The sequence below is a fragment of the Sphingomonas psychrotolerans genome, assembly GCF_002796605.1.
Lineage (GTDB): Bacteria > Pseudomonadota > Alphaproteobacteria > Sphingomonadales > Sphingomonadaceae > Sphingomonas > Sphingomonas psychrotolerans.
In genome coordinates, this window is the sequence record NZ_CP024923.1 from 214,886 (window position 1) to 238,214 (window position 23,329).

The following is a 23,329-nucleotide window of genomic DNA, read 5'->3' on the forward strand; positions in this document are numbered from 1 at the left end:
CAAGGTCGGGGTGACAGATGGGATCCTCCCCCGCTGAAGCGAGGGAGGATTTGTCCATCAGTTATAGTGCAGCCCGTAATAGCCGTAGACGCGCTCGCCATAGGCCTCGTCATAGGCAGGCTGCGCGTCGGCGCCGTAGCGCGGCGCGGCTTCGAGGGTTTCCTTGTCGACGTCGACGACATAGCCGCCCTGCTCGACGTCGTAGGTGAGCTTGTCCCAAGGCAGCGGATAATAGTCGCTGCCGACTCCGAATATGCCGCCGAACTGGAGCACGGCATATTCGACCTGGCCCGAAATCTTGTCGACCATGAAATTGTAGATCGATCCGAGCTTCTCGCCGTCCTCGCCATAGACGGCGGTGCCTTCGACCTTGTTCGACGCGATCAGGCTGGTGGTCTCGTCGGTCGCGATTTCGGCATCGTTGGCGATTTCCGTATCGGTCATAGCTCGTCTCCTCGACTCAGCCCCCGCCGGCGCAACCAAAATGCGCCTGGGCGGTGACGCTGCGATGACAACGCTCAGCGGTTGGGATCGATCAGATATTTCTCGCCGGTGGCCTTCTTCGCATAAGCGGCCGCCACCGCCGGATCGAGCACGTCCGCGAGCGAGATCGTCGCGGTGTAGTGGCTGGCGAAGGTCGTGGTCAGCTCGGCGGCGACGCGCGCGCGCAGCCGCAGCGCGCCTTCCATGCCGAGCTTGATCAGGAACGGCGTGAGCAGGAAGCCGCTGACGCTCCACGCGAAGCCATAGCCGCGGTCGAGCTCGGTCGGGCCCAGATCGAGCGCGCCGTAGATATAGACCTGCTTGAAGGTCGACGAGCCGTAGCGGCTATATTCGGTAGCATTGCGATTCGCCGCGGCTTCCATCGCGTGGAGGATCGCATTGACCAGCCGGCCGCCGCCGATCGCGTCGAAGGCGAGGGTCGCTCCGGTTTCGGCGATGGCATCGGTGAGCTTCTCGCGGAAATCCTCCGCGCTGCTGTCGATGATGTACTGCGCACCGATGTCGCGCAGGATCGCGGCCTGCGCCTCGCTGCGGACGATGTTCACGAGCGGTACGCCGTCGGCGATGCAGATCCGGTTGAGCATCTGGCCGAGATTGGATGCGGCGGCGGTGTGGACCAGGGCTTTATGCCCTTCCATCCGCAGCGTCTCGACCATCGACAGCGCCGTCAGCGGATTGACGAACATCGAGGCGCCGTCGGCGGCGCTGGCGCCTTCGGGGAGCGGGATGCAGTCGCGCGCGGCGATCTTCCGATATTGCGCGTACATCGCGCCGCCGATCATCCCGACCTTCTTGCCGAGCAGGCCCGCGACATTCTCGCCGGCCTGAACGACGGTGCCGGCGCCTTCGTTGCCGACCGGCAGCGACTGATCGAGGCGCGCCTTCATCATTCCGAGCCGCGCCTGCGGGATCGCGGCGGTGAGCGTCGGGCGATCCGCAGTGCCGCCGGGCTCGAGCGTCGCCATGTCGGCGGGGCCGAGGAGCAGGCCGAGATCGGAGGGGTTGATCGGCGCGGCCTCGACACGGACCACGACTTCGTCCGGACCAGGGGGCGTCAGCGTGACGGGTTCGAGGCTCAGCGTGAGCTTGCCGTCGCTCGAAACGGTCGAGCGCAATTCGAGGCCGGTCAACGAGTCGGGCATGGCACTCTCCTGTCAGTCGCGGCGGCGGGTGATCTCGCAGCCGATGCGGGCGTCGGGATAGACGTCGAGCTTCATCGAGCGGACGCGCACTTCGCGCACGCGGGCGTCGCGCAGTGCGAGGGCGGCGACTGCATCGCACAGAACCTCCTGCAGCGCGAAATGGCGCGACGTGGCGAGTGCGTGGATTTCGCGGCGCAGGAAATCGTAATCGACCACCGCGTCGATCCTGTCCTCGGGCGCCGCGTCGTAGCGGCAGGTCATCGCAACATGGAGCACCACGCGTTGCGGCGCCTGTTCGTGCGGGTGGATGCCGAGGCCCATCTGCACCTCGAGTGCGTCGAGCAGGATCGTATAGTCAGGCATCGGGGCGCGTCCGGCCTTCGAACATCACGTCGCCGTCGCGCGGCAGGAAGCGCTGGCCGCAATCGACGAAGATATTTTGTCCGGTGATGCTGCGGGCAGTGAGCAGATGCTCGACCGTCGCGGCGATATCGTCGAGCGCGACCGGCTGCTGGAGCAGATTCTGCCGGGCATGTTCGGAGAATTCCTCCGCGGACTGGTCGAGGCTCTGGAGGGTGAGGCCGGGGGAGACCGCGTTGACGCGAATACGCGGGGCGAGCGCGCGGGCCATCATCTCGGTCGCGGCGGCGAGCGCTGCCTTGCTGCAGGTGTAGGTGAAGAAATCGGGATTGAGGTTCGCCACCTTCTGGTCGAGCAGATTGACCACCGCGCCGGATTCGAGATCGTCCTGCTCCGCCAGCGCCGAGGCCAATGCGACCGGCGCGCCGAGGTTCACCCGCATATGCTGGTCGAGCAACGCGAAATCGGTGAGCGGGAGGGCGTCGAAAGTAAATTGCGAGGCGTTGTTGACCAGCCCGTCGAGCGGGCCGCCGAGCCCTGCACGCGCCGCGGCGATCAACGCCGGCGCGGTGGCGGCGTCGGCAAGCTCACCCGAAACCACGCAGGCGCGTCCGCCGGCTGCCGTGATCGCCTCGCGCAGCGCCTCGGCATCTTCAGGGGCATGATGGTGGTGGATCGCCACGGAATGGCCGCGCAACGCAAGCCGGCGGGCGATCCCCGCGCCGATCCGCCGCGCCCCGCCGGTGACGAGTATCCGCATCAATAGCCCATCAGCGCGAGCACCTCGCGGCGGCTGCGCTCGTCTTCGCGGAACACGCCCATCATCCGGCTGGTGACCATGCCGACCCCGGGGGTGCGGACACCGCGCGCGGTCATGCAGGCATGCGTCGCCTCGATCACCACTGCGACCCCGACGGGCTTCAATTGATCCCAGATGCAGTCGGCGACCTCGGCAGTCAGGCGCTCCTGGACCTGCAGCCGGCGGGCGAAGGCATGAAGTACGCGGGCCAGCTTTGAGATGCCGACGACATGATCCCTGGGCAGATAGGCAATCGACGCCTTGCCGATGATCGGCGCCATGTGATGCTCGCAATGCGACTGGAACGGGATGTCCTTGAGCAGCACGATCTCGTCGTAACCGCCGACTTCCTCGAACACGCGGCTGAGATGGTGCGCGGGGTCTTCGCCATAGCCCTGGCAATATTCCTTCCAGGCGCGGGCGACCCGGTGCGGCGTGTCGATCAGCCCTTCGCGGCGGGGATCGTCGCCGGACCAGCGGATCAGCGTGCGGATCGCTTCGGCGACGTCATCGGGGACGGCGATCTTGGCGGGCGAGGCGACCAGATCGCCATCTTCCGCAGGATCGTGAATTTCCGCCATCTACTCGTCCTTCCTGACCTTGATCCGCTTTACGCTACGGCATGCGTATTTCCACCGCGGCGCACCTGTTGCTCATCCGTACCGCTCGGTGAAAAACGGCCGGAAACCGCGGGGTTCCGCGCCGCATCCCGTTGACGGCTTCCAAAATGCAGCGTTAGTTGCATGCGTAATAAAAGCAACGCCGCCACCGGCTAAGCATCGGGCGGCGACAGGAGAGGGGGACGATCCGATGAAGAAGCTCGATTTGCTCGCGGCGACTGCGCTGAGCCTGTTGTTTGCCGCGCCTGCCTATGCGCAGGACGCCGCCACCACCGGCGACGATAGCCAGACGCAGGAATATCAGAGCGCCAACGACATCGTCGTCACGGCGACCCGACGCAACGAGACCGTGCAGGACGTGCCGATCGCGATCACTGCAATCGGACCCGAACTGCTGGAGAATGCCGGCGTCGACAATGTCCGCGACCTCGAGCAGCTGGCGCCGTCGCTGCAGAGCTCGACCGGGCAGTCCTCGGCCACGGGCACCACCATCTATCTGCGCGGCATCACCACCGGCGGCGACAATCCCGGCTTCGAGCCCGCCGTGGGCGTGTTCATCGACGGGGTGTTCCGCGCCCGCGCCGGCGTCGCGATCTCCGAGCTTCCCCAGCTCGAGCGCGTCGAAGTCCTCCGTGGCCCGCAGGGCACCCTGTTCGGCCGCAACACCTCGGCGGGTGCGCTCAGCATCTATACCGCGCAGCCGCAGTTCGAGACCCAGGGCTATGTCGAAGGGATGGTCGGCAATTACAACGCGTACGGGGTCAAGGGCGCGATCACCGGTCCGGTGAGCCAGTCGCTCGCGCTGCGCCTCGACGCAGGCTATCGCAAGCGCGACGGCTATATCAACGACGCCAATAGCGATCGCGCGATCAACGACGTGGATCGCTGGAACGTGCGCGGCCAGGCTTTGCTTGACAGCGGCGACATCACCTTCCGGCTGATCGGCGATTATTACCAGACCGACGAGCAATGCTGCGGCGCCGTCTCGGTGCTGCGCGGGCCGCTCGCGCCGGCGCTCCAGAGCATCGCTGCGGCGCAGGGGCTGGTCGGCCTCTACACCGGCCCGGGCAGCGATCGCACACAGGCGATGTCGCCCAACCGCGACTATGCCGAGAAGATCAAGGATTGGGGGATCTCGGGCGAGCTCAACTGGGACCTCGGCGACATCAAGCTGACTTCGATCACTGCCTATCGCAACTGGCGCGTGGTCCGGAACCAGGACATCGACTTTTCGGGCGTGGATCGCGCCTATCGCAACGGCTATCGCAACGAACTCAACGACTTCACTCAGGAGCTGCGGCTCCAGGGCTCGGCGTTCGGCGACAAGCTCGACTGGCTGATCGGCGGCTTCTATTTGAACGAGACCAACAAGCTGCGCGACGTGGTGCAGATCGGTAATGACGGCAATCGCTATGTCGATACGGTGTTCGCCGGCCAGCTCCGCGCCGGATTCGGAACGCCGCTGCAATTCTACGGCTCGCTTGGGCCCACGGTGCCGACGCTCGGCGCGGCGTTGCTCAACCCCGCGGTGCCCAACACGCTGCCCGCGCTGACCGCCGCCTATGGCGCGCTCGCCCCGCTGGTCGGCTGTTTCCGGGCACAGGCGGGCACCGCGCCGGCGGCCGCCTGCGTGATCCCCAATTATCCGCGGACGCCGATCCCCGGCCTTGCCGCGCTTGCGGCGAGCCCGCTTCCGGGCGCAGTGGCGGGGCAGGGCAACAGCCCCGACGATTTCCGGGTCAAGACCAACGCCTTTGCCTTGTTCACGCACAACATCATCAACGTGACCGACAAGCTGTCGGTGACGCTGGGTGCGCGCTGGAACCACGAGACCAAGGACATGACTGCCTCGATCAACAACAATCTGGGCAGCTGCACTTTCTTCAACCGGGTCCGCGCGGGCGATCCCGCCGCCACCGCTTATGCCAACGTGCTGCGTCAGGTTCCGGGGCTGTTCAACAATCTGTTCCTGCTGAGCTGCAACCCGGCGGTGAACACCGAGTTCAACGGCAATTACCAGGACGATTTCAGCGACAACGAGATCACCGGCACCGCCAAGCTGGCGTTCAAGGTCTCGGATCGGCTGCTCGCTTATGCCAGCTTCGATCACGGCTATAAATCGGGCGGCTATAATCTCGACCAGGCGACGTTCGATTCGGTGCTGCTCGGCGGCAACGGCGCGCAGGGTTCCGACCTGCAATTCGGTGCAGAGACCAACGACGCCTATGAAATCGGCTTCAAGGCGAGCCCGAGCCGCGAATTCTCGCTGAACGTCGCGGCGTTCTACATGAACTTCTACAATCTCCAGTCGCTGGTGTTCTCGGGCAACAATTTCGTCGTCCAGAACGTGCCGAAGAGCGTCAGCAAGGGCGTCGAGATCGAATCGACGATCCGCCCGACCCAGGCACTCACCTTCCAGCTCGGTTACAGCTGGATCAGCGCCAAATATGACGAGGGCAACGACTTCACCGGAACCCCGCTTGCGGGGCAGGAGGGCCGGCAGTTCAACAACCAGCCCGAGCACACCGTCACCGCGGCGGCGACCTGGACTCCGCCGCTCACCAGCACGGTCAACGGGCTGTTCCATGTCGACATGCGCTACAACAGCGAAGTGACCATTCCTTCGGGCAACCCCAACCCGGTGACGGGCCGCACCCCGATCAACAACGAAGGCTATCCTCTGGTCAGCGCGGCGATCGGCGTGCAATCGGCGAACGGCAAATGGAAGGCCGAGTTCTTCGTCGAGAACCTGACCAACCAATTCTATTATGTGACCGGCTTCGCGGTTCCCGAGCAGACCGGCAATTATGCCGGCTATCCGGGCATGCCGCGCTTCTTCGGCGGGCGGGTTCGCGTCGGCTTCTGACGGTAGGTTGACTTGACGAGACGGCCGGAGCGGAAGCCCAGGCCGTTTTCGTCGGGTCAGCGTTCGAACAGGTGATCGAGCGCGCTCGCCGGCAGGCACCAGAAGAGCGCGACCAAAGCCGCGCAGGCGAGGCCGAGCGCGGGCGAGACGAACGTAAGCGCGATGCCGCTTGCGTAGACGATGCTCGCCGCCGCGCCCTTGCGCAGCGCGAGGCGGTGATAGGCTTGCGATTCTTCCGACTGGCTGCCGGTGCGCCGCACGGTCCGCTGCAGCCACATATAGGCGACCGAGGGCAGCAGCATGATGCCCATATAAACGAGCGTCGCGTCGCGGCTGAAGATCTGCTCGCCCAGATAGGCCGTGCCGAACGGGATCAGCGACAGCGTGAAGATCAAGGCGATGTTCGACCAGAGCAGGCCGTTGGTCACCCGGGTGGCGTGATGAAACAGCCGGTGGTGGTTGACCCAGTAGATCGAGACATAGGCGAAGCTGAGGGCATAGGCCGTGAAGATCGGCCAGAGATGGAGGAGATGGCCCCAGCCGGGCTCCTCCGGCGCGTGCATCTCGAGCACCATGATCGTGACAACGATCGCGATGACCGCGTCGGAATAGGCCTCGACCCGGGTTACGCCGGCGCGGCCTTCGGTTTCTTCTGGCATGTGGGTCCCCCTTTCGGCTGAGCTTTGACCGAAGGGGAGCGGGAAAGTCAAAAATCCTCCCCCGCTGCGCGAGGGAGGATTTTTCCCGTCGGTCAGTTTTTGGTGAAGGCGGCGGCGATCTTGAGCTTCACTTCATCCGAGACCATCGGCACGCCGAAGCCGATGCCGAACTCGCTGCGCTTGATCGTACCGAGCGCCTCGAAGCCGAGATTCTCCTTGCCGCCCATCTGCGCCGGGCTCTTGCCGGCGCCGTAGAAGGACACGTGCAGCGTCACCGGTTTGGTGATGCCGTTTAGCGTCAGATTGCCGGTGACCTCGGCGGTCTGTCCCTTGGCGACCACCGCAGTCGAGACGAAGCGCGCGTCGGCGGGGGTGGGGCCGAAGAAATCGGGCTTGCCGCCGGCTTCCTTGGGCGCGCGCAGCAGATGCCCGGTCAGGCCTGAGCTCGCGGTGAGCACCTTGGAGACCGGGATCGTCACCTCGACTTTGGCAGCGCCGGGGTTCTTCGGATCGAGCGTCAGCGTGCCGGTCGGCTCGCCGAAGAGTCCGAAATAGGGCGAGAAGCCGAGGTGATCGACGGTCCATTCGACGAGGGTGTGGCCGGGATCGATCGTCCAGGTGCCCGCAGTGACGAGTGCGGGGTTCTTCGAGCCGGGAACCTGCATCGCCTGCTGCGCGACGAGCGGCGTGGCGACGAGAAGCGTGGCGGCGAGGGCGATGGTGCGGATGCGCATGGGGGAAGCCTCCTGTTGGAGCCTGCGCATGTCCGACGTTTCGTGAGAAGCGTCAAACAACAAGATGGAAACCGATGTTTTCCGCAAACGAAAAGGGCCGCGAAGGACGATGCCCCGCGGCCCATTCGCCTGATCCGATGGATCAGTTCTTGTCTTTGTCGACCAGCTTGTTGGCGCTGATCCACGGCATCATCGCGCGCAGCTCGGCGCCGACCTGCTCGATCGGATGCGCCGCGGCTGCCTTGCGGCTGGCCTTGAGTTCGGGCTGGCCGGCGCGGTTGTCGAGGACGAAGTCCTTGACGAAGCGGCCCGACTGGATGTCGGCGAGGACGCGCTTCATCTCGGCCTTGGTCTCGTCGGTGATGATCCGCGGGCCGGTTTTGATGTCGCCATATTCGGCGGTGTTCGAGATCGAATAGCGCATGTTGGCGATGCCGCCCTCATAGAGCAGATCGACGATCAGCTTGGTCTCGTGAAGGCACTCGAAATAGGCCATCTCCGGCGCATAGCCGGCCTCGGTCAGCGTCTCGAAGCCCGCCTGGATCAGATGGGTGATGCCGCCGCAGAGCACCGCCTGCTCGCCGAACAGATCGGTCTCGCATTCCTCGCGGAAATTGGTCTCGATGATCCCCGAACGGCCGCCGCCGACGCCCGAGGCATAAGCCAGCGCGACGTCGTGCGCGTTGCCCGATGCGTCCTGGTGGATCGCGATCAGGCAGGGCACGCCGCCGCCGCGCTTATATTCGCTGCGCACGGTGTGGCCGGGGCCCTTGGGGGCGATCATGATCACGTCGATGTCCGTCGGCGGCTCGATCAGCCCGAAATGGACGTTGAGGCCGTGCGCGAAGGCAAGCGCCGCGCCGGGCTTCATATTGCCCTTGAGGTCCTGGTCCCAGATGCCGGCCTGGTGCTCGTCGGGGGCGAGGATCATGAGGATGTCGGCCCAGCCGGCCGCGTCCTTGTTGCTCATCACCTTGAAGCCGGCATCCTCGGCCTTGACCGCCGAGGGCGAGCCGGGGCGGAGGGCGATCGCGACTTCCTTGACGCCCGAATCGCGGAGATTCTGTGCATGGGCATGGCCCTGCGAGCCGTAGCCGAGGATGGCGATCTTCTTGCCGGTGATCAGGTTCAGATCGGCGTCGCGATCGTAATAGACTTTCATGTTCTTCCCTTTCGTATTGCTTGTGCCCCTGCGAAAGCAGGGGCCTAGGGTTGCTTGGCCCTCGGCTCCTGCTTTCGCAGGAGCACGGAATGGATTCAGGCCGCCTCGCGACCTCGTGAAATTGCAACCACGCCGGTGCGGGCGACCTCGACGAGTCCGAGTTCGCGCATCAGCTCGACGAATTTGTCGATCTTCTCCGATCCGCCGGTGACCTCGAACACGAAGCTGCTCGTCGTCGCGTCGACGACGCGCGCGCGGTAGACCTCGGCGAGGCGCAGCGCCTCGATCCGGTGGTCGCCGGTGCCGGCGACCTTCACCAGCGCCAGCTCGCGCTCGACATGCGGGCCGAAGGCAGTGAGGTCGGTCACCTTGTGCACCGGCACGAGGCGCTCGAGCTGCGCGATGATCTGCTCCATCACCGCGGCCGAGGACGACGTCACGATGGTGATGCGACTAATTCGATTGTCCTCGGTGATCTCCGAGACGGTCAGGCTTTCGATATTATAGCCGCGCGCAGTGAACAGCCCCGCGATCCGGGCGAGGATGCCGGGCTCGTTATCGACCAGAACGGCGAGCGTGTGCCGCTCTTTTTGCTCTTCCTTGATGTGCATGGGATCAGACCAGTGCCTTGGCTTCGTCGTCCATTTCGCCGGAGACTTCGGCGGCCTGGAGCATCATTTCGGTATGGGCGGCGCCCGACGGGATCATCGGGAAGCAATTGGCGAGCTTGGCCACCCGGCAATCGACGAGCACGGGGCCGTCATAAGCGAGCATCTCGCTAATGCCGGGTTCGAGCTCCTGCCGGCCCTCGATCTTGATGCCCTTCCAGCCATAAGCCTCGGCGAGCTTCACGAAATCGGGGAGCGTGTCCGAATAGCTTTCCGAATAACGCGACTGATAGGTCAGCTCCTGCCACTGGCGGACCATCCCCATATATTCGTTGTTGAGGATGAAGATCTTGACCGGCAGGCGATATTGGGTCGCGGTCGCCAGTTCCTGGATGTTCATCTGGATCGAGGCGTCGCCGGCGATGTCGATTACCAGCGCATCCGGGTTGCCGAGCTGCGCGCCGATCGCGGCGGGCAAGCCATAGCCCATGGTACCAAGGCCTCCGCTCGTCAGCCACTTGTTGGGCTCCTCGAAGCCGAAATGCTGCGCGGCCCACATCTGGTGCTGGCCGACTTCGGTGGCGATGATCGGCGCGCGGTGCTTCGTCGCCTCGTACAGCGCCCGGATCGCGCGCTGGGGCATGATCGCGTCGCCTTTCTCCTCGAAGTCGAGGCATTTGGCCTGCCGCCAGCCGTTGATGCGGTTCCACCATTCGGCCAGATCGGGCTTGGGATGCTGACGTGCCTTCCAGCAATCGATCATTTCGCGCAGCGCAATGCCGACATCGCCGATGATCGGCAGATCGACGCGGACATTCTTGTTCACGCTCGACCGATCGATATCGATATGCACTTTGCGCGAATTGGGCGCGAAGGCGTCGAGCCGGCCGGTGACGCGATCATCGAACCGCGCGCCGAAGGCGATGATCAGATCGGCCTTGTTCATCGCCCAATTGGCTTCCCAGGTGCCGTGCATGCCGAGCATGCCGAGCCACTTCTCGTCCGAGGCGGGGAGCGCGCCGAGTCCCATCAAGGTCGAAGTGACCGGCGCGCCGGTCATCGCGGCGAGTTCGCGCAGCAGCCGCGAGGCTTCGGGACCCGAATTGATGATTCCGCCGCCGGTGTAGAAGATCGGACGCTCGGCGGCGGCGAGCATGTCGACCGCTTCCTGGATCTTCGCCGCTTCCGGCTGGGTCTGCGGGCGATAGGTCTTGTGCTGGATCGGCCCCGGCGTTTCGTAGCGCGCAGTGGCGACCTGGACGTCCTTGGGGATGTCGACGACCACCGGCCCCGGGCGGCCCGACGTCGCGATGTGGAACGCCTCGTGGATGACGCTGCCGAGAGTCTCGGGCTCCTTCACGAGGTAGTTATGCTTGGTGCAGTGCCGCGTGATGCCGACGGTATCGGCCTCCTGGAACGCATCGGTGCCGATCAGGGCGGTCGGGACCTGACCGGTGATCACCACCATCGGGATCGAATCCATCAGCGCATCGGTGATCCCGGTGACCGCGTTGGTCGCGCCGGGGCCCGAAGTGACGAGCACGACGCCGGGCTTGCCGGTGGAACGCGCATAGCCCTCGGCAGCGTGGGTCGCGGCCTGCTCGTGGCGGACGAGGATGTGCTTGATGCGGTCTTGCTTGAACAGCGCATCGTAAATCGGAAGCACCGCGCCGCCGGGATAGCCGAAGATGACTTCCACGCCGAGATCGCTCAGCGCCTCGATCAGGATGTCTGCTCCGCTCTTCTCGGTCACGTCGGCCTCCTTATGCTGCGATGCACCGTAACACCGCCGGAGGGCGCTGCTAACGGCAAGAAAATGGCACGTCAAGCTCTATAGATGAAATTTAGTTTCAATTCTAGCCAGTCTGACGTTCGTTTCTAACTCTGTCGATCGTTCCCAGTCCTCCGGCGGCTGCCGGCGGAACCAGGTGTATTGCCGTTTGGCATATTGTCGCGTCGCGAGCGCGCCCGCGGCGGCAGCTTGCACGACATCGGTCTCGCCCGCAAATAATGCGCGCAATTCGGGCACGCCGATCGCGCGAAGCACCGGCGCGTCGGCGGGAATATCGGTACGCGCGAACAGCGCCTTCGCCTCGCCATGGCCGGCTTCCAGCATTTCGGCGAAGCGGCGGTCGATGCGTTCGCCGAGCCAGTCGCGATCGGGCAAGAGGATCAACGGCGCGAGGCGGATTTCGTCCGCGATCCCGCCGACACGCTGCTGATGCCAATGCGCCAGCGGCTTGCCGGTCGAGCGCACGACTTCGAGCGCGCGCGCGACGCGGCTGGTATCGCCGGGGTGCAGCCGCGCGGCACCTTCGGGATCGGCAGTGGCGAGTTGCGCATGCGCATCGGCTACGTCGAGCGCGCGGACTTCAGTGCGCACCGCGGAGTCGATCTCGGGGATTGGCGCGATCCCTTCGATCAGAGTGCGCAGATACAGGCCGGTGCCGCCGACGAGGATGGGCAGGCGGCCGGCGGCATGGGCTTCGGCGATCGCCGCGCGTGCCTCGATCGCCCAGCGCGCCGCCGAATAGGAATCGGCGCCGTCGACATGGCCGAACAGCCGGTGCGGCACACGCGTCTCCTCCTCCTGCGTGGGGCGCGCAGTGAGGATGCGCAGATCGGCATAGACCTGCATCGAATCGGCGTTGATCACGGTGCCGCGGTGCTTTTCGGCGAGCGCCAGCGCGAGCGCGGACTTGCCGCTCGCGGTCGGCCCTGCGATGAGCGCCACCGTTGGCAGGTCAGGGGATCCCATGTTCATCGCGACGCTTGTAGCAGACGGTCTCGCTGCGGGGCAGCTTTCCGAAGCGGCCGACCGGCTCGCGGGTGTCGATTGCGCGCCGGGTGCGTGGCATTGGCTCGACGAGGGCAGGGCCGCGGACCTGCTGTTCGTATCGCACCCGGGCGCGGCGCGCGCGGCGCTGGAAGGCGCGTTCCCCGCGACCGACATCATCGTGCAGCCGCAAGCGGGCCGGAGCAAGAAGCTGCTGGTCGCCGATATGGATTCGACGATGATCACCGTCGAATGCATCGACGAACTCGCCGATTATGCCGGGATCAAGAGCAGAATCGCCGAAGTGACCGAGCGGGCGATGCGCGGTGAGCTCGATTTCGCCGAGGCGCTCGACGCGCGGGTGGCGTTGCTCAAGGATCTGGAGGAAAGCGCGATCGATCGCTGCCTCGCCGAGCGCGTCAAGCTGATGCCGGGCGCGAAGGCGCTGGTGCGGACGATGCGCGCGCGGGGGGCGACCACCATCCTCGTCTCGGGCGGTTTCACGCGCTTCGCCGAGCCGGTGGGCGCCGAGATCGGCTTTGATCGGGTGATCGCCAACCGGCTCGAAATAGCGGATGCGCGGCTGACGGGGACCGTCACCAAACCGATCGTCGACAGCGCTACCAAGGAAACCACGTTGCTGAACGCACTGGCCGAACTGGGGCTGGCGGCCGAAGCTTCGATGGCGGTGGGCGACGGCGCCAACGACCTCGCGATGATCCGCCAGGCGGGGCTGGGCGTCGCCTATCACGCCAAGCCGATCGTCGCTGCGGCGGCCGGCGTGCGGATCGATCATGGCGATCTGACCGCGTTGCTCTATGCCCAAGGGCTGGCGCGACGCGACTGGACTATTGTCTAGAGACTGATCCAACGGGGCCCCGGCCTTCGCCGGGGAACAGCATGGTTCAAGCAGCCGGATCAGCTGCGTGCCTTGGACACGGGCTTAGCGAGCGGCCTGCTTGACCTTCGTCCACGGCACGAACTTGCCGAGGATCACGAAGCCACGTTGGAAGCCACTCGTGCGATCGACCAGATTGACCGTGTCGATGCTGCAGAGCTGCGAGCCGAACACCTTGGTTACGAGGACGTCGTCGTCGTTCAGTGATTCGGCGCCCGAGCGCGGCTCATTGACGTAGAGCTTGCTGCCGACGCGGTAGACGATCGCCTTGCCGTCGATGATCTGGCTCGAGTTCGACGAGAGCGGGATGCAATCGACCGGCTTGCCGGCGGTTCGGCCGGCAAGCAGCTTCTGGAGCTTCACTTCGGGCGTGTCGCGCGGCGCGGCGACGGCGGGCGCGGCGATCAGGCTCGCGCCGAGGAGAAGGGTTTTGACGAGGCTGGTCATGGGACTGCGTATAGCATGATCCGGCTGAACCTGCGCTGAAGATCGTTCAGCGGCCGCCCCCGAAAGTGAAGGTGAGCGCCGCGCCGCCCGATAACTGATTGCGCGAACCGATCGCGCGAACGATCGGCGAGTCGGCGGCGTCGGAGACGAGGCGATCATATTTGGCGTAGCCGGAGATGCCCCAGCTCTCGTCGAGCTGGTAGAGGGCGCTCGCAGCGGCACCGACGGCGTGCACGCCGCCACCGGGCGAATAGGGCGCGAGGCCGGTGCGCGCGCTCGCCGCGGCGTTCACGCCGAAATAGGCTTCCTGGTATTTGCGGTCCGACAATGCGACGCGCGGCCCCACCGCGAACAACCACTTGTCGCCGTCGCGGGCGACGTAATCGAGGCTTACATTGCCGATGAGCGCCTTGTGGCCGGTGACACCCTTGCGCAGTTCGCCGCGCGCACGGACCGCGGAACCAAGCCAGAGCTCGGCAAAACCACCCGCTTCGATCGAGACGCCGACTTCGTCGACCGGCAAGTCGGTTTCGTTGCGGCGGCGGCTGCCTTCCAGATTGAAGGCCGGGCCGATCGCGAAGCTGCTGGTTCTGATCAGCGGCACTCCGGGGCTCTCGTCAGCGGATTCGAACAGAAATGGCCGATCGCCGCGGCTCACGGAGATGTCCCAGAAGGGCGCAACGAGCAATTTGTCGGAGCCCGGATAGCTGGGGAGCACCTGCGGGCCGAGCGCTACGCGGAAGCGGCGTGGCTCGCGCGGCTGATCCTCATCCTGCGCGGCGGCAGCGGTCGAGAGGAACAGGGCGGGGATGGCAGCTACGGCCAGTAGGGTCTTGATCATGGGCGCCGAACGCGCCTTGATCGCTTTTGTTGCACCCGCGAAGTGATTTGTTCGTCTCGATCGATGCAGGCTTCAGCGCGAAACCGGCACACAGGGTCTGACCCCGCCGCAGGCGGCGGCCGCCGCAGTGCGCGAGGCATAGGGACCGACGAGCAATCTGGTCAGCCCGCCCGTCTTGACGAAATAAGGCTGCCGGCCGGGGAACCGCCCGCCGACCTGGCTCCACAGCTTGCGCGCGTTGCCCGGGTCGCCGAACGCTCCGAGCTGGACGCGCCAGCCGCCGTCACGAACGGGCGCCGCGGCTACCGGTGCGGGCCGGGCTGGGACAGGGCGCGTGGTCACCGGCCGGTCGGGCCGCGTTGCCGCGGGGCGATCGGGGCGCGTGGTCACGGGCGGCGAGGGGCGGGTATTTTCGGCGACCTCCACCGGCGGCAGCGGGCGGCCGCCGCCCCGATATTCGTCCTCATATTTGCGCGAGAGAGCGAGGCCCTTTTGACGATCGTCGAGCGGCATGAACTGGTCCATCTGCGCGCGCGCCTTGACCGCCGGATCGAGCCCGGTCGAGGAGGCGCGGACCATCAGGGCATAAGCGCGGACCCAGTCCTTCTGCACGCCGTCGGCGTTGAACAGCATGATGCCGAGAATATATTGCGCGCGGGCATCGTCGCGGCTGACCGCGCGCTGGAGCCAGGGCACCGCATCGGCGCGCTTGCCGTTCTCGAACAAGGTGAGACCGTAATAGCCTTCGGCCTGCTCGTGGCCCTGCCGCGCCGCCTTGCCATACCAGGCCTCGGCCTGGCTGGAATCGGCGGTGACGCCGCGGCCCAGCTTATAGGCCTGGCCCATGTTGAACTGCGCGTCGGCATTGCCGCGGTTCGCCTCGGGACGCCATTTCTCCAGGGCCGTGCGATAATCGCCGCGGTCATAGGCATCGACGCCGGCCTTGATCGGGTCTTCCTGCGCGGCGGCGGGGCGGCGCTGGGCAGAAACGGGCGCTGCGAGCAGCACGCTCGCCAGGCTGACCATCCACAGAGACTTCATTCCCACCACGCTCCATCGCCCCCGCGACCAAAAAGGAATGCCACTTAATGCTTAAGAGGCAAACATATCCTTACTTTCACGGAAACCAAAACGTGTCCCGCAGCGAAACCCGTTAACCCCTTCTTATCTACCGCCATGGCATCAGCAAGCCTGCACTTATCGAGATTTCGAGGGGGTTCATGCGCGTTCTGGCGATGGCATCGCAGAAGGGTGGGTCTGGAAAGACCACGCTGTCCGGGCACCTTGCGGTGCAGGCACAGCTGGCTGGTCACGGGCCCGTCGTTCTCATCGATATCGACCCTCAGGGTTCACTCTCCGACTGGTGGAACGAGCGCGACACCGAATATCCGGCGTTCGCCCAGACCACGGTCGCGCGGCTGCAGGCCGATCTCGAGGTCCTGCGTCAGCAAGGCTTCCGGCTTGCGGTGATCGACACGCCTCCCGCCATCACCATGGCGATCCAGAGCGTGATCCAGGTCGCCGAGCTGATCGTCATCCCGACGCGTCCGTCTCCCCACGATCTGCGCGCCGTCGGCGCCACCGTCGATCTGTGCGAGCGCGCCGGCAAGCCGCTGATCTTCGTGGTCAATGCCGCGACGCCCAAGGCGCGGATCACTTCGGAAGCCGCGGTCGCGCTGTCGCAGCACGGCACCGTCGCGCCGATCACGCTTCACCACCGCACCGATTTCGCTTCGTCGATGATCGACGGCCGCACGGTCATGGAGACCGATCCGCGCGGCAAGTCCGCCGGCGAAGTCGCCGGGCTCTGGGCCTATATCTACGACCGGCTCGAGAAGAATTTCCGCCGCACCGTGTTCGCGGCCCCGGCACAGCCGAGCCAGTTCGGCCAGGCGCGGTCCGCCGGTGGCTTCGGCCGCCGCGTGGTGAGCTGAGGAGGTGGGGATGTTCAGCAATCCCAAGCCGACCGCTTCGCTCTCCTCCAGCCTCCTCGCCCGCAAGGGCCAGGCGCGTCCGGCGATGCGTCCGCAGGGCTTCCTGCAGATGAACACCGGCCAGCAGGAAGATCTCGGCTGGAACGACATGGGCGAGGATTTCCGTCCGGCGCCTTATGTCGCGCCGGTCGAGCATGCCTATGAAGCGCCCAAGCCCGAGGTGCTGCGCCAGATCGAGGCGCTCGACGAGCAACTCGCCGCGCCAGCGCCAGCGCCAGCGCCAGCACCCGCGATCGCCGTGGAGCCCGAGATCGCCGCAGAACCCGAGATGGCAGCGGAGCCCGAGATGGCAGCGGCGCCCGAGATCCAGCTGATCGCGACGCGCCCGATGAAGCGCGAGCCGGTGCTCAAGCACGCGCCGGCAGTGTCGCAGGGCACGCTCGCGCGCGTCGCGCGCGAGGTTTCCACCAAGAAGGCAAGGGCCGCGTTCACGCTGCGGCTCGACCAGGAACGGCATCTGCGGTTGCGCCTGGCGTCCGCCATTACCGGGCGTTCGGCCCAGCAGCTCGTAACCGAAGCACTCGATCAATTTCTCGAAACGCTCGAGGGGATCGACACACTCGCCAGCCAGATCGACCCCGCGATACTTCGGGGGTGAAGGATATGACGATGAACAGCCGCAAGATGATCAAGTTCGGCCTCTCGGCACTCGTGCTGGGGGGCGTCGCGGTGACCGGCGTCGCGACGCAGGGATTCACCAGCGCCGCTTTTGCCAGCGCGGGCGCCAATGCCAAGAAAGCTGCGGCGGAAGCAAAGGACGCGCGCAAGGCGATCGCAAAGCGCAAGGCCGAGCCGGCGGTTCAGCATGCCGAAGCGGCAGTGGCCAACGATCCGGCCAATGCCGAATATCGCGCGCTGCTCGGCCAGGCTTACCTGCTGGCGGGCCGCTTCACGTCCGCGGCACAGGCGCTCAACGATGCGCTGACGCTCAGCCCGCAGGACGGGCGCGTGGCGCTCAATCTCGCGCTCGCCAAGGTTGCGCAGGGCGACTGGGCCGGCGCGCGCACGACGCTGCAGGCACATGCCGATATCATTCCCGCGAGCGATCGCGGCCTCGCTTTCGCGCTCGCCGGCGATCCGGTGACTGCGATCGAGATCCTGGGCCCCGCCGCGCGCGAAGCGACGGCGACCGCCAAGACCCGTCAGAATCTCGCGCTCAGCCTCGCTCTCGCGGGGCGCTGGGCGGAAGCGGGCAAGATCGCTTCGATGGACGTCTCTCCCGACCAGCTTCAGGCGCGGATGATCGAATGGGCGCGGTTCGCGCGGCCCACCAATGCCTATGACCAGGTCGCCTCGCTGCTGGGCGTGCGCGCCGTCGAGGATGGCGGCCAGCCGGTCGCACTCGCGCTGACGCAGCAGCCCAATGTTGCGGTGGCCGCAGTCGTTCCGGTCGCCGATCCGGTCGATGCCTATATGCCTGGCGTGCCACAGGGGGCGGCGCAGGTCGACGTCGAAGTCGCTGCCGCGCCGCAGCCGGAAGTGCAGCCTGAGCCGCAGCAGGTCGCGGGCACCGGGCCGCAAATCGTGTTCGGGCCGCGCGCTGAAGTGGTCCAGCAGGTTCCGGTGATGCAGACGGCCTCGGCCCGCGCCACGCCCAAGGCGCCGGTCCGCGTTGCCACGGCGCCTGTGGTCGCAGCTCCGGCCGTGGCAGTGAAGGCAAGGCCGGGGACTTATTATGTCCAGCTCGGCGCCTATGAGAGCGCCGCGGTGGCGCGCGACGCATGGGCGCGGCACAGCCGCCGCGTTCCCGCGCTGCGCACCGAGACTCCGCAGGGCGCCAAATTCTCGACCGGCGGGGGCAATTTCTACCGTCTGTCGGTCGGCGGCTTCGCGCGCACCGATGCCGTATCGCTTTGCAGCCAGGTCCGCGCCAGCGGCAGCCCATGCTTCGTGCGTGTGGCGGCCGGCGACAACGTCGCAGCCTGGGTCAAGGGTGGCAGTCGCACGCAGGTTGCCGCACGTTGATTCAGGACACCACACGAGACATCGAGGGCCGGGGCTGACGCTCCGGCCCTTTTTGCTGGCCAGTCCGCTTCGTCATTTGCGGTTCATCTCGGCGTAATTAATGTACGCTCTCCGCTGTCTAGAGGGAGCAGCTGCCATGATTCGCCTATCTCTTGCCGCCACTACGCTTGCACTGGCTTCGCCCGTCGCGGCGCAAGCCCAGACCGAGCTTTCACCCACCGATCAGGCCCGCACCGTCTGCGCCCCCAAGCGCGACAAGGCCGGCAACAAGATCGGCGGAGAGATCTGCATGACTGGTAAGCAGTGGCAGGTGGCGCTCGCCAAGGTGCGCTGGCCCGCCAAATATCAGCGTCCGGCGCGGACGACCCAGACCGGCCACTTCCTGATGGCCAGGCCCACAAGATTCTATTGACGTCCGGAACCGATCCGGTCCCGCCGCGAGCTTATTCGACCGGCGTGCCGCCTTTGTAGAGCGCGAGCACCTTTCCCTGCACCGGTAGGCGATCGAACGGCGTGTTGCCGGCGCGTGCCGCCATGCGCTCGGCCTCGATCTGCCACGGTGCACCCGGATCGAGGACGATCAGGTCGGCGGGCTTGCCGGGCTCGAGCGTTCCGGTTGCGAGGCCGAGGATTTTCGCCGGATTGGCGGCGAGCAGCCCGAACAGCCGATCGATCGAAATCAGTTCGTCGCGCACCAGCCCCAGCGATAGCGCCAGAAGCGTTTCGGCGCCGGACATGCCGGGCTCGGCATCGGTAAAGGGCAGGCGCTTGGCTTCGGGGCCGCGGGGATCATGCCCCGATGCGATCACGTCGATGGTCCCATCCCGGATCGCCGCCAGCGCGGCCTGACGATCGCTTTCGTCGCGCAGTGGCGGCGAGAGGCGCGCAAAGGTGCGGAAGTCGCTTATCGCAATATCCGAGAGCAGCAGATGCGCGGGGGTTATCCCGCAAGTGACTGCGACACCGCGGCGTTTCGCGGCGCGGACCAGTTCGAATGCCGCGGCGGTAGTGACCTGACGGAAATGGAGGCGCGCGCCGGTCTCCTCGGCCAGCATCAGATCGCGCGCGACGGCCAGCGCCTCTGCGATCGCGGGAGCGGCGGGGAGGCCGTGCCGCGTCGCAGTCTCGCCTTCGGTGGCGACTGCGCCGTCGGTCAGGCCGCAATCCTCGGCGTGCGCGACGACGACGAGCCCGCAATCGCGCGCATAAGCGAGCAGCTTGCGCATCGTCCCCGACGACGCGATCCGGCCACGCCCGGTCGCGACGGCGCGCGCGCCGGCCGAAGCGTTGATCGCTATCTCGGCAAGGTCGCGCCCTTCGAGCGCGCGGGTGGCGGCGGCGAGCGGATGGACCCAGAGCGCAGGCTTGCCCGACAGAGCAGCGCGGCGAATGATGCCCGGATCGTCGAGCACCGGCGATTGATCGGGCATCAGCCCGACACGCGCGATGCCGCCGGCGCGGCACGCGGCTTTGTCGACCGAGAAGACCCCGAGATCGATCAGCGCGGGAGCGAGCGTCTTGCCGGCGAGGTCGATGCGCCGGGCGTCGCCGGGAATTTCGAACTCGCCGGTCGCGACGATGATCTCCCCGTCGATCAGCAGATTGCCGTTGCTGACGCCGCGGACCGGGCAGACGAGCTGGGCGCCAAGGAAGACGGTCTTCATGCCCAGCCCTCCACGCCGCGCTCGGCGCGGGTGAGCACGTCGAGGCAGGCCATGCGGACGGCGACGCCCATCTCGACCTGTTCGGTGATCGCGCTGCGGGTCGGGTGGTCGGCGACCGAGGATTCGATCTCGACTCCGCGGTTCATCGGCCCCGGGTGCATCACCAGCGCGTCCGGCTTGGCGCGGGCGAGCCGCTCGGGCGTGAGGCCGTAGCGCATGTGGAATTCGCGCGTGGAGGGGATGTAGCCGCCCGCCATCCGCTCGTTCTGGACGCGGAGCATCATCACTACGTCCGCGCCCTCGAGCGCGGCGTCGAAATCAGTGAAGGGCTGGACGTACATCCGCTCGATCGCGGCGGGCATCAGCGTCGATGGCGCGACGACCCGGACCTCCGCCGCGAGCGCAGTAAGTGCCAGCATGTTCGAGCGCGCGACCCGGCTGTGGAGGATGTCGCCGCAGATCACCACGCGCTGCCCGGCGATGCTGCCCCGGCGGCGCCGGATCGTCAGCGCATCGAGCAGGGCCTGGGTGGGATGTTCGTGCCAGCCGTCGCCGGCGTTGAGCACCGGACAATCGACTTTCTGCGCGATCAGATCCACTGCGCCCGAGCTCATATGGCGGATGACGATCACGTCGGCACGCATCGCGTTGAGCGTCACCGCGGTGTCGATCAGCGTCTCGCCCTTCTTCACGCTCGACTGCGCCGCGTGCATGTTGACCACGTCCGCGCCGAGCCGTTTGCCGGCGATCTCGAACGACAGCAACGTCCGCGTCGAATTCTCGAAAAAGGCATTGATCTGGGTGAGGCCTTCGAGCCTTTTGTCGCTCTTGGCGCGGGTGCGGTTGACCTCGACCCATTGTTCGGACTCATCGAGCAGGAACATGATCTCGTGCGGCTGGAGCCCGGCGATCCCGGTCAAATGCCGGTGCGGGAAGGCGGCGCGGCCGGGAAGCTGCGCCGCGGGGCTGTGATCGGAAGCTTGCATTAAAGCTGCGGGGTAGCGACGCGCGGACGAGGGGGCAAGGCCCGCGCAAGCGATCCGCCGGGAAGTTTCGCTGCCGCAACGTCAGCGGTTGCCTGGATGCTTTTGCATCCGCTACGCGAAAGCCACTTGTTCGTCGAAAGGGGCAAATCGTGTCGAGCCGGGTTCGCGCAGCGTCCATTCTCGTTCTGGTCACTTTGATCCTCCCGCTCGCGGTGTTGGCGCTCGGGATCTGGGAGCAGCAACGCGTACCGGCGAATCAGGCCGAGAATATCGCCGCGCGCGAGGAATTGGGGCCACTGCTCGCGGATTTCGAAGCGAAGACGCGGGCGGCAACCGCTGACCGCAGAATCGCTTCCGATACCGAAATACGCATGGATGGCCGGGTCTATGTCGGCGAGGCATCCGTCGGGCTTTTGCGCGACGAACTGGAGCGGCTGGACCGGGCGATCTTCGTTGAGGACATTCGCGGGCGTCTGCCCCCTGTGGTGATTGTGTGCGCCGCGCTCGTGCTGGCGATTTCGGTCCTGATGCTGCTCGGCTCCACTGCATTGGGCTGGGCCGGGCGCCAGTCGCGCGACGCGCTGGAGCGCGGCTTCAGCTTCGTCCGTCGCGCGCTGCCGCCGCTGCTGGGGGTGCAGGTCGTGGCCACCGCCCTCGGGGTCGTCGCCGCAGTCGCGTTCGAAGCCGCGCCGCTGGCCGAACTCGAAAATCCCGGCACCCGCGACATGAAGCTGATGCTGATCGCCGTCGTCGTGATGGGCTTCTCGCTGTGGACCGCGGGCAAGGCGGTGTTCAACCTGCGCCACACGCTTGCGCTGTTCGAGCCGGATCCGCTCGAGATCGACGGACGGAATGTGTCGCGCGCCGACGCGCCGGGCTTGTGGCAATGGGTGGACGGTCTGGCCCAACGGCTCGGCGCACTGCGCCCGGACCAGATCGTCGTCGGCCTGACCGGCGGTTTCTTCGTCACTTCCGGGCCCAAATTGCTGCCGGACGGCCAGCGCTTCGAGGGGCGTACGCTCTATTTGCCGCTGCCCTATCTGCCGCTGCTCCGCCAGGACGAGACCGAGGCGATCATCGGCCACGAGCTCGGCCATTTCACTGGCGGCGACACCGAATACAGCCTGCGCTTCCTGCCGATCTATGCGGGGGTGAATCGTTCGCTCGCCGCGATGGTGCTGGCGGGCCGCGGCGCCGACGGCTCCGACGGATTGATCACCCGCCCGGCAGTCGAACTAGGCGTCTTCGTGATGGAGCGGTTCGATCGCGCAGTGATGCACTGGAGCCGGGTGCGCGAATTCGCGGCCGACGAAGCCGGCGCCCGGATCACTTCGCCCGAGGCGCAGGCGCGTGCGCTGCTGCGCACCGACGCCGTCGAGAGGTGCATTGCCGAGACGCTGGGTGCCGCATTCCAGAAGCCCGAGACCGCGCCGCCCGACCTGATCGCAGCGACCGTCGAACAAGCGCGCACGCACGGTCTCGACGATCCCTCCGGAATTGAGGAACAGCAGCCGCACCCGACCGACACCCATCCGCCGCGGCACCAGCGCCTCGCCGCGCTGGGCGTGACTCCCGGGCCGGCGCTCCTCGCCGAAGTCACCACGCCGCCGGCCGAAGATGCGATGGCGCGGATTTCTGCGCTGTTCGCCGCTCCGGAACAGCTCTTCCGCGACCTTACCGCCGATTTCACCGGCGGTGCCCGCGAGACTCATCGAGCGCATCGTGAATCGCTCGAGACCGCGGCGGGGGCGGTGGCTACGGAGGCAGTGGAGGTGCGGGACAGCACAAAGGCGGGAGGCTGGGCTCTTCTCGTCGGCGGACTGATCTTCGCCGCCATGGCGATCGGCATCAAGATCGAGGAGTCGCAATTGCCTAGCGACATCCGTTCGCTGACCCTGATCGCGGCAGGCATCGCACTGGTCTTCCTGGTCATCGCAGTCGCATTGCTGATCCGTGGCGAGAAGCCGTTCGTGACGCTCCATCCGGACAGGATCGTCCTCGACGGGGTGGATCGTCCGCTACTCTGGCGCGAAATCGAGCAGGTCGGCTATCAGGTGGCCGGCGGCGCCAACAGCAACGGGCTGCGGTTCAGTGTCTTCCTGAACCCCGACGCGCCGCTGCCTGGCCGTGGCAAGGGCGCGCGGCGCGCGAAGATCAACCGCAAGAAACACGGGATCGAGATCGCTTCCAGGCGCCTCCGCAACAAGATGACCGCACAGGCATTCGCCGACCTCATCGAGCAATATCGCATGGCCGATCACGCGCGGAGGCTGCTCGCACAGCAGGACGCGGCCTGAACGAGTT

At 66.3% G+C, this 23,329-nt stretch carries 23 protein-coding genes; 7 read left to right on the forward strand and 16 right to left on the reverse strand.

Features of this window, described 5'->3' with window-relative positions; all coding sequences use genetic code 11:
- Positions 1-57: 57 nt before the first annotated feature.
- The 5 genes from CVN68_RS00995 to folE form a co-directional block, all read right to left on the reverse strand.
- Positions 58-444 carry a PRC-barrel domain-containing protein gene (locus tag CVN68_RS00995; protein WP_100280554.1) on the reverse strand — a complete coding sequence of 129 codons (387 nt, stop codon included), beginning with the start codon at positions 442-444 and terminating at the stop codon, positions 58-60.
- 74 nt (positions 445-518) lie between these two features.
- Positions 519-1,646, reverse strand: a complete 1,128-nt coding sequence (locus tag CVN68_RS01000) for a zinc-binding dehydrogenase (RefSeq protein ID WP_100280555.1) — start codon at positions 1,644-1,646, stop codon at positions 519-521.
- Between the two features lie 12 nt (positions 1,647-1,658).
- Positions 1,659-2,009, reverse strand: coding sequence for a dihydroneopterin aldolase (locus CVN68_RS01005; protein WP_100280556.1), 351 nt, complete (start codon positions 2,007-2,009; stop codon positions 1,659-1,661).
- A complete protein-coding gene (locus CVN68_RS01010; RefSeq protein WP_100280557.1) occupies positions 2,002-2,766 on the reverse strand; it encodes an SDR family oxidoreductase in 765 nt (254 codons plus the stop codon). The genes CVN68_RS01005 and CVN68_RS01010 overlap by 8 nt, the downstream gene beginning before the upstream one ends.
- On the reverse strand, positions 2,766-3,386 hold the full coding sequence (gene folE, locus CVN68_RS01015; protein ID WP_100280558.1) for a GTP cyclohydrolase I FolE: 621 nt from the start codon (positions 3,384-3,386) through the stop codon (positions 2,766-2,768). The genes CVN68_RS01010 and folE overlap by 1 nt, the downstream gene beginning before the upstream one ends.
- Before the next feature lie 229 nt (positions 3,387-3,615).
- On the opposite strand from folE, the gene CVN68_RS01020 reads away from it, so the two are divergent.
- The gene (locus CVN68_RS01020) at positions 3,616-6,291 is read left to right on the forward strand and encodes a TonB-dependent receptor (RefSeq protein ID WP_100280559.1); all 2,676 of its coding nucleotides are present in this window, start codon (positions 3,616-3,618) and stop codon (positions 6,289-6,291) included.
- Between the two features lie 56 nt (positions 6,292-6,347).
- Here the strand turns inward: CVN68_RS01020 and CVN68_RS01025 are convergent, their stop codons facing one another.
- From CVN68_RS01025 to miaA, 6 genes are all read right to left on the reverse strand, one after another.
- Positions 6,348-6,950 (reverse strand): TMEM175 family protein, encoded by a 603-nt coding sequence (locus CVN68_RS01025; protein WP_100280560.1) that lies wholly within the window; start codon positions 6,948-6,950, stop codon positions 6,348-6,350.
- A gap of 92 nt (positions 6,951-7,042) precedes the next feature.
- Positions 7,043-7,684 carry a YceI family protein gene (locus CVN68_RS01030; RefSeq protein ID WP_100280561.1) on the reverse strand — a complete coding sequence of 214 codons (642 nt, stop codon included), beginning with the start codon at positions 7,682-7,684 and terminating at the stop codon, positions 7,043-7,045.
- 142 nt (positions 7,685-7,826) lie between these two features.
- Complete coding sequence (gene ilvC / locus CVN68_RS01035; protein WP_100280562.1) at positions 7,827-8,846, reverse strand: ketol-acid reductoisomerase; 1,020 nt, start codon at positions 8,844-8,846, stop codon at positions 7,827-7,829.
- A 95-nt stretch (positions 8,847-8,941) separates the two neighbouring features.
- On the reverse strand, positions 8,942-9,457 hold the full coding sequence (gene ilvN / locus CVN68_RS01040; protein WP_100280563.1) for an acetolactate synthase small subunit: 516 nt from the start codon (positions 9,455-9,457) through the stop codon (positions 8,942-8,944).
- A gap of 4 nt (positions 9,458-9,461) precedes the next feature.
- Positions 9,462-11,207 (reverse strand): acetolactate synthase 3 large subunit, encoded by a 1,746-nt coding sequence (locus CVN68_RS01045; protein WP_100280564.1) that lies wholly within the window; start codon positions 11,205-11,207, stop codon positions 9,462-9,464.
- 78 nt (positions 11,208-11,285) lie between these two features.
- Positions 11,286-12,212 (reverse strand): tRNA (adenosine(37)-N6)-dimethylallyltransferase MiaA, encoded by a 927-nt coding sequence (gene miaA / locus CVN68_RS01050; RefSeq protein ID WP_199560269.1) that lies wholly within the window; start codon positions 12,210-12,212, stop codon positions 11,286-11,288.
- Here miaA and serB point away from each other — a divergent pair.
- The gene (gene serB, locus CVN68_RS01055; protein WP_100280566.1) at positions 12,211-13,089 is read left to right on the forward strand and encodes a phosphoserine phosphatase SerB; all 879 of its coding nucleotides are present in this window, start codon (positions 12,211-12,213) and stop codon (positions 13,087-13,089) included. The two genes, miaA and serB, sit on opposite strands and share 2 nt — an antisense overlap.
- Before the next feature lie 84 nt (positions 13,090-13,173).
- Here serB and CVN68_RS01060 read toward each other — a convergent pair whose 3' ends face one another.
- The 3 genes from CVN68_RS01060 to CVN68_RS01070 all read right to left on the reverse strand — a co-directional run bounded on the left by CVN68_RS01060 (position 13,174) and on the right by CVN68_RS01070 (position 15,457).
- Positions 13,174-13,575: a hypothetical protein gene (locus tag CVN68_RS01060; protein ID WP_100280567.1), complete on the reverse strand. Its 402-nt coding sequence runs from the start codon at positions 13,573-13,575 to the stop codon at positions 13,174-13,176.
- A gap of 46 nt (positions 13,576-13,621) precedes the next feature.
- Positions 13,622-14,416 carry a MipA/OmpV family protein gene (locus CVN68_RS01065; RefSeq protein ID WP_100280568.1) on the reverse strand — a complete coding sequence of 265 codons (795 nt, stop codon included), beginning with the start codon at positions 14,414-14,416 and terminating at the stop codon, positions 13,622-13,624.
- A gap of 72 nt (positions 14,417-14,488) precedes the next feature.
- Positions 14,489-15,457 (reverse strand): SPOR domain-containing protein, encoded by a 969-nt coding sequence (locus CVN68_RS01070; protein WP_100280569.1) that lies wholly within the window; start codon positions 15,455-15,457, stop codon positions 14,489-14,491.
- 179 nt (positions 15,458-15,636) lie between these two features.
- Between CVN68_RS01070 and CVN68_RS01075 the strand changes: the two genes are divergently transcribed.
- The 4 genes from CVN68_RS01075 to CVN68_RS01090 all read left to right on the forward strand — a co-directional run bounded on the left by CVN68_RS01075 (position 15,637) and on the right by CVN68_RS01090 (position 18,787).
- A complete protein-coding gene (locus CVN68_RS01075; protein ID WP_100280570.1) occupies positions 15,637-16,350 on the forward strand; it encodes a ParA family protein in 714 nt (237 codons plus the stop codon).
- 10 nt (positions 16,351-16,360) lie between these two features.
- Positions 16,361-17,008, forward strand: coding sequence for a hypothetical protein (locus tag CVN68_RS01080; RefSeq protein WP_100280571.1), 648 nt, complete (start codon positions 16,361-16,363; stop codon positions 17,006-17,008).
- Positions 17,009-17,019: 11 nt separating this feature from the next.
- The gene (locus CVN68_RS01085; RefSeq protein WP_100284137.1) at positions 17,020-18,375 is read left to right on the forward strand and encodes an SPOR domain-containing protein; all 1,356 of its coding nucleotides are present in this window, start codon (positions 17,020-17,022) and stop codon (positions 18,373-18,375) included.
- 136 nt (positions 18,376-18,511) lie between these two features.
- Positions 18,512-18,787 (forward strand): hypothetical protein, encoded by a 276-nt coding sequence (locus tag CVN68_RS01090; protein WP_100280572.1) that lies wholly within the window; start codon positions 18,512-18,514, stop codon positions 18,785-18,787.
- 31 nt (positions 18,788-18,818) lie between these two features.
- Here CVN68_RS01090 and CVN68_RS01095 read toward each other — a convergent pair whose 3' ends face one another.
- A complete protein-coding gene (locus CVN68_RS01095; RefSeq protein WP_100280573.1) occupies positions 18,819-20,039 on the reverse strand; it encodes a dihydroorotase in 1,221 nt (406 codons plus the stop codon).
- Positions 20,036-21,025 carry an aspartate carbamoyltransferase catalytic subunit gene (locus CVN68_RS01100; RefSeq protein ID WP_100280574.1) on the reverse strand — a complete coding sequence of 330 codons (990 nt, stop codon included), beginning with the start codon at positions 21,023-21,025 and terminating at the stop codon, positions 20,036-20,038. Before CVN68_RS01100 ends, CVN68_RS01095 begins: the two co-directional genes overlap by 4 nt.
- Before the next feature lie 149 nt (positions 21,026-21,174).
- Here CVN68_RS01100 and CVN68_RS01105 point away from each other — a divergent pair, with 149 nt between their 5' ends.
- Complete coding sequence (locus CVN68_RS01105) at positions 21,175-23,322, forward strand: M48 family metallopeptidase (RefSeq protein WP_158298644.1); 2,148 nt, start codon at positions 21,175-21,177, stop codon at positions 23,320-23,322.
- The last annotated feature ends 7 nt before the right edge of the window (positions 23,323-23,329 follow it).

What these genes read in the sequence shown, in the direction of transcription:
- CVN68_RS00995 (WP_100280554.1), bottom strand. Translation starts at nt 444, where the DNA reads ATGACCGATACGGAAATCGCCAACGATGCCGAAATCGCGACCGACGAG.
- CVN68_RS01000 (WP_100280555.1), bottom strand. Translation starts at nt 1,646, where the DNA reads ATGCCCGACTCGTTGACCGGCCTCGAATTGCGCTCGACCGTTTCGAGC.
- CVN68_RS01005 (WP_100280556.1), bottom strand. Translation starts at nt 2,009, where the DNA reads ATGCCTGACTATACGATCCTGCTCGACGCACTCGAGGTGCAGATGGGC.
- CVN68_RS01010 (WP_100280557.1), bottom strand. Translation starts at nt 2,766, where the DNA reads ATGCGGATACTCGTCACCGGCGGGGCGCGGCGGATCGGCGCGGGGATC.
- folE (WP_100280558.1), bottom strand. Translation starts at nt 3,386, where the DNA reads ATGGCGGAAATTCACGATCCTGCGGAAGATGGCGATCTGGTCGCCTCG.
- CVN68_RS01020 (WP_100280559.1), top strand. Translation starts at nt 3,616, where the DNA reads ATGAAGAAGCTCGATTTGCTCGCGGCGACTGCGCTGAGCCTGTTGTTT.
- CVN68_RS01025 (WP_100280560.1), bottom strand. Translation starts at nt 6,950, where the DNA reads ATGCCAGAAGAAACCGAAGGCCGCGCCGGCGTAACCCGGGTCGAGGCC.
- CVN68_RS01030 (WP_100280561.1), bottom strand. Translation starts at nt 7,684, where the DNA reads ATGCGCATCCGCACCATCGCCCTCGCCGCCACGCTTCTCGTCGCCACG.
- ilvC (WP_100280562.1), bottom strand. Translation starts at nt 8,846, where the DNA reads ATGAAAGTCTATTACGATCGCGACGCCGATCTGAACCTGATCACCGGC.
- ilvN (WP_100280563.1), bottom strand. Translation starts at nt 9,457, where the DNA reads ATGCACATCAAGGAAGAGCAAAAAGAGCGGCACACGCTCGCCGTTCTG.
- serB (WP_100280566.1), top strand. Translation starts at nt 12,211, where the DNA reads ATGTTCATCGCGACGCTTGTAGCAGACGGTCTCGCTGCGGGGCAGCTT.
- miaA (WP_199560269.1), bottom strand. Translation starts at nt 12,212, where the DNA reads ATGGGATCCCCTGACCTGCCAACGGTGGCGCTCATCGCAGGGCCGACC.
- CVN68_RS01060 (WP_100280567.1), bottom strand. Translation starts at nt 13,575, where the DNA reads ATGACCAGCCTCGTCAAAACCCTTCTCCTCGGCGCGAGCCTGATCGCC.
- CVN68_RS01065 (WP_100280568.1), bottom strand. Translation starts at nt 14,416, where the DNA reads ATGATCAAGACCCTACTGGCCGTAGCTGCCATCCCCGCCCTGTTCCTC.
- CVN68_RS01070 (WP_100280569.1), bottom strand. Translation starts at nt 15,457, where the DNA reads ATGAAGTCTCTGTGGATGGTCAGCCTGGCGAGCGTGCTGCTCGCAGCG.
- CVN68_RS01075 (WP_100280570.1), top strand. Translation starts at nt 15,637, where the DNA reads ATGCGCGTTCTGGCGATGGCATCGCAGAAGGGTGGGTCTGGAAAGACC.
- CVN68_RS01080 (WP_100280571.1), top strand. Translation starts at nt 16,361, where the DNA reads ATGTTCAGCAATCCCAAGCCGACCGCTTCGCTCTCCTCCAGCCTCCTC.
- CVN68_RS01085 (WP_100284137.1), top strand. Translation starts at nt 17,020, where the DNA reads ATGAACAGCCGCAAGATGATCAAGTTCGGCCTCTCGGCACTCGTGCTG.
- CVN68_RS01090 (WP_100280572.1), top strand. Translation starts at nt 18,512, where the DNA reads ATGATTCGCCTATCTCTTGCCGCCACTACGCTTGCACTGGCTTCGCCC.
- CVN68_RS01095 (WP_100280573.1), bottom strand. Translation starts at nt 20,039, where the DNA reads ATGAAGACCGTCTTCCTTGGCGCCCAGCTCGTCTGCCCGGTCCGCGGC.
- CVN68_RS01100 (WP_100280574.1), bottom strand. Translation starts at nt 21,025, where the DNA reads ATGCAAGCTTCCGATCACAGCCCCGCGGCGCAGCTTCCCGGCCGCGCC.